General features: G+C 62.1%; 5 protein-coding genes. All 5 read left to right on the top strand.

Annotated features, from left to right (window positions below; translation table 11 throughout):
- Positions 1 to 125 precede the first annotated feature (125 nt).
- The 5 genes from AAE029_RS36040 to AAE029_RS36060 all read left to right on the top strand — a co-directional run bounded on the left by AAE029_RS36040 (position 126) and on the right by AAE029_RS36060 (position 4918).
- Positions 126 to 2225, top strand: coding sequence for a bifunctional sugar-binding transcriptional regulator/dihydroxyacetone kinase subunit DhaK (locus AAE029_RS36040; protein WP_371077734.1), 2100 nt, complete (start codon positions 126 to 128; stop codon positions 2223 to 2225).
- A 61-nt stretch (positions 2226 to 2286) separates the two neighbouring features.
- Entirely contained in the window at positions 2287 to 2940 is a 654-nt protein-coding gene (gene dhaL, locus AAE029_RS36045; RefSeq protein WP_371077738.1) for a dihydroxyacetone kinase subunit DhaL, read from the top strand.
- Between the two features lie 548 nt (positions 2941 to 3488).
- Positions 3489 to 3710, top strand: a complete 222-nt coding sequence (locus tag AAE029_RS36050; RefSeq protein WP_371077735.1) for a helix-turn-helix transcriptional regulator — start codon at positions 3489 to 3491, stop codon at positions 3708 to 3710.
- A complete protein-coding gene (locus AAE029_RS36055; protein WP_371077736.1) occupies positions 3710 to 4180 on the top strand; it encodes a hypothetical protein in 471 nt (156 codons plus the stop codon). Before AAE029_RS36050 ends, AAE029_RS36055 begins: the two co-directional genes overlap by 1 nt.
- A 93-nt stretch (positions 4181 to 4273) precedes the next feature.
- Complete coding sequence (locus tag AAE029_RS36060; protein WP_371077737.1) at positions 4274 to 4918, top strand: TetR/AcrR family transcriptional regulator; 645 nt, start codon at positions 4274 to 4276, stop codon at positions 4916 to 4918.
- Positions 4919 to 5068 lie beyond the last annotated feature (150 nt).

Genomic DNA, 5068 nt, shown 5'->3' on the forward strand with positions numbered 1-5068 from the left:
ATTCAAAGTGCTACAGCGACCTTTGTGCGTCTGATAAGACGCACGGCGCTGTAGGGCGGCATTGAAAATTTCCTGCTTTACGCACATCTTCGCGGTCGATTTTCGATAAGGGGAATTCAGGCAGGATGACCGTCAAGACATCATCGGTGCGCAAGAACGGTACGGCGCGGACCGGAGCCGACGCCGTGGCGGAGCCTATTCCGCTGCGCTACGGCGATGATCCCTATATCTGGGCCTGTTGGCTCTACTACGAAGACGGCATGACCCAGGGCGATATCGCCGAAACCATGGGCATCTCAAGGGCGACGGTGAACAGCTATCTTGCCGATGCCCGTGCGCGCGGCATCGTCAATATTTCCATCGAGCCGTCGCGGCTGAGTTCGCTCACGATCGCCCAGGAACTGAAGCGGCATTTCGGGCTGCACGACTGTCTCGTGGTGCCGAGCGACGACAATGCCCGCCCGCTCATCGAACGCCTGGGAGCCGCCGGCGCGCAGGCGCTGCAGCGACTTTTGAAATCGGGCGATACGCTGGCGGTCGTCTGGGGCCGCACGGTCATGGCCGTCGGCGAACATGCGTCGATCGCCGGCCTTCAGGACATGACGGTGGTCCAGGCAACGGGCGGAACCAGCGCGACCTTCGGCTATACGCCGGAGCTTTGCGCGGCGGCCTTTGCCGATGCCGTCGGCGGCAGGCTCATCAATATCGCCGCCCCGGCGATCGTGTCGGCTCCGGAAGTGCGGGATGTGCTCCTGCGCGAGCCGCTGATCGAGAGCCAGTTTTCAGCACTTTCACAAGCCAACAAGGTGATCTTCGGCATCGCGTCGCTGCGCCCGAATTCGACCATCCACACCAGCGGATTCTTCGAATCTGTATCGCTGCAGCAGTACCTTTCGAAGGATGCCGCCGGTGTCGTCGCCGGACGCTTCATCGACGGGCAGGGCCGGCCGGTCGCCGGCCCGCTCGACGACCGCACGATCGGTATGTCGCTTGACATGCTGAAGAAGATCGATCTGCGCATTGCCGTTGCCGGTGGGTTCGACAAGGTACCGGCAATCCTTGCAGCGCTTCGCGGCGGCTATGTTACGGTGCTCATCACGGATGCTGCGACCGGCCGCGGCATCCTGAACGCCGATGGCGTGACCGAGATCGATCAGAAGCTTTCGCAGCGGCCGAAGATCGAAAGCGGCCCCGCGGCCCTGCCGAGCAGTTACCGCACCCATATCAAGAAATTCCTGAACGATCCCGATGACGTCGTGGAAGAGATGTTGGACGGCGTCGTAAAAGCGCATGCCGCCTATATCAGGCCGGTCGACAGCGCCCGCCGCGCGCTCGTCGCCCGTACGGGACCGCGCCCGGGCAAGGTCGGCCTGGTGATCGGCGGCGGCACGGGTCATGAGCCCATGTTTCTCGGCTATGTCGGCAAGGGGCTTGCGGATGCGGTTGCGGTGGGGAATATCTTCTCCTCGCCGCCGCCTGGTCCGATCCTTGAATGCACCAAGGCGGCATCCGGCGGCGAGGGCGTGCTCTTCGTCTACGGCAATTATGCCGGCGACGTCATGAATTTCGAAATGGCGGCGGAGATGGCGGCGGAGGACAAAATCGAGGTCCGCACGGTCGTGACGACCGACGACATTTCTTCCTCGCCACTGGAGGACAGGGAGGGACGCCGTGGTGTGGCGGGCAACTTCTTCATCTTCAAGATCGCGGGTGCGGCCTGCGACCGAGGTCTGTCGCTCGATGCCTGCGAGGCGGTGACGCGCAAGGCAAACGCACGGACATTTACCATTGGCGTGGCATTGGAGCCCTGCTCGCTGCCGCAGACCCGCCGCCACAATTTCGAGATCGGCCCTGATGATATCGAGATCGGCATGGGCATCCACGGCGAGCCCGGCGTCATGCGGGAGAAGATGGTGAGCGCCGATGCAATCACCGACCGCGTGATGGACCGCATCTTCTCGGAAATGAAAGCGGTGTCGGGCGACCGGGTCGCGGTGCTGGTCAATTCCTTCGGCGGCACACCGCTGATGGAACTCTACATTCTCTTCAGGCGTGTCGAACAGCGGCTGACCGCCAAGGGCATCAAGATAGAGGCGAACTGGGTGGGACATTATTGCACATCGCTCGACATGGTCGGTGCATCCATAACGATCCTGCACCTCGACCAGGAGCTCACGGACCTGTTGCATCACCCTTGCGATACCGCTTTCCTGCGGATCAACTGAAAACATAGGATATGCGCCCCGGCGAACACGGGCCGCATCCGCTCGAACTGGGAGGATCATGATGCCGGAAAACGGGGCACGCCGCATCAGCAGGATGTTTCATCGCATATCGATGGAGATCGAGGCGGAGAAGGATCGTCTCTCTGATCTGGACGGCGCCATTGGCGATGCCGATCACGGGATCACCATGTCGCTCGGCTTCATGGCGGTGAACGGGGAACTGGCGAAGCTCGATCTCGAGCAGATGCTTCCCTCCGACGTGTTCACGGCAGCGGCCTCCGCCTTTCTCAATGCGGTCGGCGCCTCCACCGGACCGCTTTATGCCACTGCCTTTCGAAAGGCGGCGCAGGCCCTCAAACAGGATGAACGCCTTTCGCCTGCCGGCCAGGCGGCGATCGTCGAGGCGATGGCGGCCGGCATCAGGGAGCGGGGCAAGGGGCAACGCGGCGACAAGACCATGCTGGACGCCTGGCTTCCGGCGACGGAGGCGGCCGTCAATGCCCGGGCGCGCGCTGCCGGAGCCCGGGAAATGTGGGGCCGCATCCTCGAGGCCGCCGAGACCGGCGCGAACGCCACACGCTCCATGGTCGCGACCCGGGGGAGGGCGGCGCGTCTCGGCGAACGGTCGCTCGGGCACATCGACCCGGGTGCGGCCTCGGCGGTGATCATCCTGCGGGCGATGAGATATGCGTTTACTGAGGGGGAGCCGGAGTAGACGGTTAGCTGTGGGCTTTCAGCAGGTTGTCCGTCTTTATGGACGAGATAGGGCGTCCGTGAAGCGCGAAGTGGGGATGGCAAGTCCCGCCAATCCACTTCGCGGTGGTGGTTGTCTGGCGCGTGATGGTGGTGAGGGAGTGTGAGGAGCCGCCCGTGCCCTCAATTGCCGCCTGAGATCTCGGAAACAGCAGAACCTGTAGCAAACCTCCGGTATTTCGGAGCCAGTTGTTTGAGGCGAAAGCCTCACGATCTCCCTCTTCCCTGTGACAAGCACAGGGAAGAAAGAGGGAGGACGGGGAAGCTTCCGCGCCAAACAACTGGCTTTTGAAATATTGCGGGCTTGCTACCGCGACTAGTATTTCCAAGATCTCGGACGGCCGCTCGCGGCCGCTGTAGTGATGGGCAAATGACGGCGGCCGCTATGAGCAGAACCGGATTGACATTTTTCATATCGACCTTTAACTGACTGATAGTCAGTCAGTAACCGGCTGGCGTGAAAGAACGGGAGCCGTGCTCCTCGACCCAGATCGGAAATCGGCGACAGGCATGAAGAATCGCTTGAAAGAAATGAGGGCCGCAAAGGGCTGGAGCGAGGCGGATCTGGCGCGCGAACTCTGGGTGGCGGTCGAGACCGTTCAGGCCATAGAGACCGGGACATACGAGCCGCCGCTGCCGCTCGCCATCGAGATCGCCAGGGCTTTTGGCCAGACGGTGGAAACGATTTTCCTATGTGAGGATCGATCCGTTCTCGAGAAGGAAAATGATTGATGATCCAGCACGATCTCACACAGTGGCCGCTCGTCATCTCGGTCGTGACTGGGACAATGTCGGTGGACGATCAGGCGGATTTCTTCCGCGCATGGAGCGAATGGCTCGACCGTGGCGAACCCTTCGCCGTGCTGCGGCACTTTCGCGACGATAATTCGACCATCCACCCCCCGGATGGGGCGCCGGAGGCCAGGCTCTGGCTGCAGGAGAAGGCGTCGAAGATCCGCAGCCATGTGCTTGGGCTGGCGACCATCGTTCCCGAGACGGCCTACGGCAGGCTTGTCCGCATGGGGGGGCAGGGGCTTTTCGGCGTTCCCGCCGAATTCTTCTCCATCAGGGCAGCGGCAATCGACTGGATTGTCGAAACGCTTTTCCTGCCGCGCGGCCTTCCGTATAACCGCCTGGCGATCAGGTCCAGAATGAGCGAGCTGGAGCGCCCTTTGCGTTGGGTCGAACATCGGGCGATCTAGATCATGGTAATTTTGGGCAAACGCGATCGATTCCAACAGGGGTGCGGGAGGAAGACCGCACGCGATCGAAGCGAAGTGAGGTCAGGATTGACGGTGAAGCAGATACAGACAGTCGCGCGGCCGCGAACCAAGCCGGCGGAAGTTCGCCGCGAGGAGCTCATGGATGCCGCCCAGAAGCTGTTTCTCGAAAAGGGCTTTGCGGCTACGAGCGTCGACGAGATCGTCCGCGATGCGGATGTCGCCAAGGGCACCTTCTATCTGCATTTCAAAAGCAAGGACGACATTCTGGCGGCGCTGCAGCAGCGGTTTATCGTCCTCTTCCTCGAATATATCGATGCGGCCGTCCATGCCCTTCCGCCGGACGACCATGCCGGCCGGCTCCTTGCCTGGTCGGCAAGCGCGGTCAACGGCTATATCGACCGCTACAGGCTGCATGATCTTGTCTTCCACAATATCATGCACTTCAATCGCCGTATGAAGCGCGCCAATCGTGCGATCGCGAACCTGCAGGCGCTTCTCGAAGCCGGAGTCGCGGCCGGGGCCTGGACCTTGGCGAACCCGCGTGTGACTGCCGTCATGCTGTTCAGCGCCATGCATGGCGCCGTCGACGACGCGCTCGGCGAGAACGATACGCCGGACCGGGCCCTGCTGGTCGAAGAGGTCGGCAATCTCTTTGCCGCCGCTACGGGCGTTGCCGCGGCGGTCCCTTCGCGTGGTACGGAAGAGCTCTGTCGCTGAGACCAACGCGCCGAATTGCAGAATTTACTTGGTTTTGCCCGACGATGCCAACGATCGCAATGGCAGTTGTCTGGCGCGGACGTCTCCCCATCCTCCCCTCTTCCCTGTGCTTGTCACAGGGATCCAGCCGCCGTGCGTCCGCACGGCGAA

Origin of the sequence: Sinorhizobium sp. CB7, assembly GCF_041357635.1 — a bacterium.
In the GTDB taxonomy this organism is placed as follows: Bacteria; Pseudomonadota; Alphaproteobacteria; order Rhizobiales; family Rhizobiaceae; genus Rhizobium.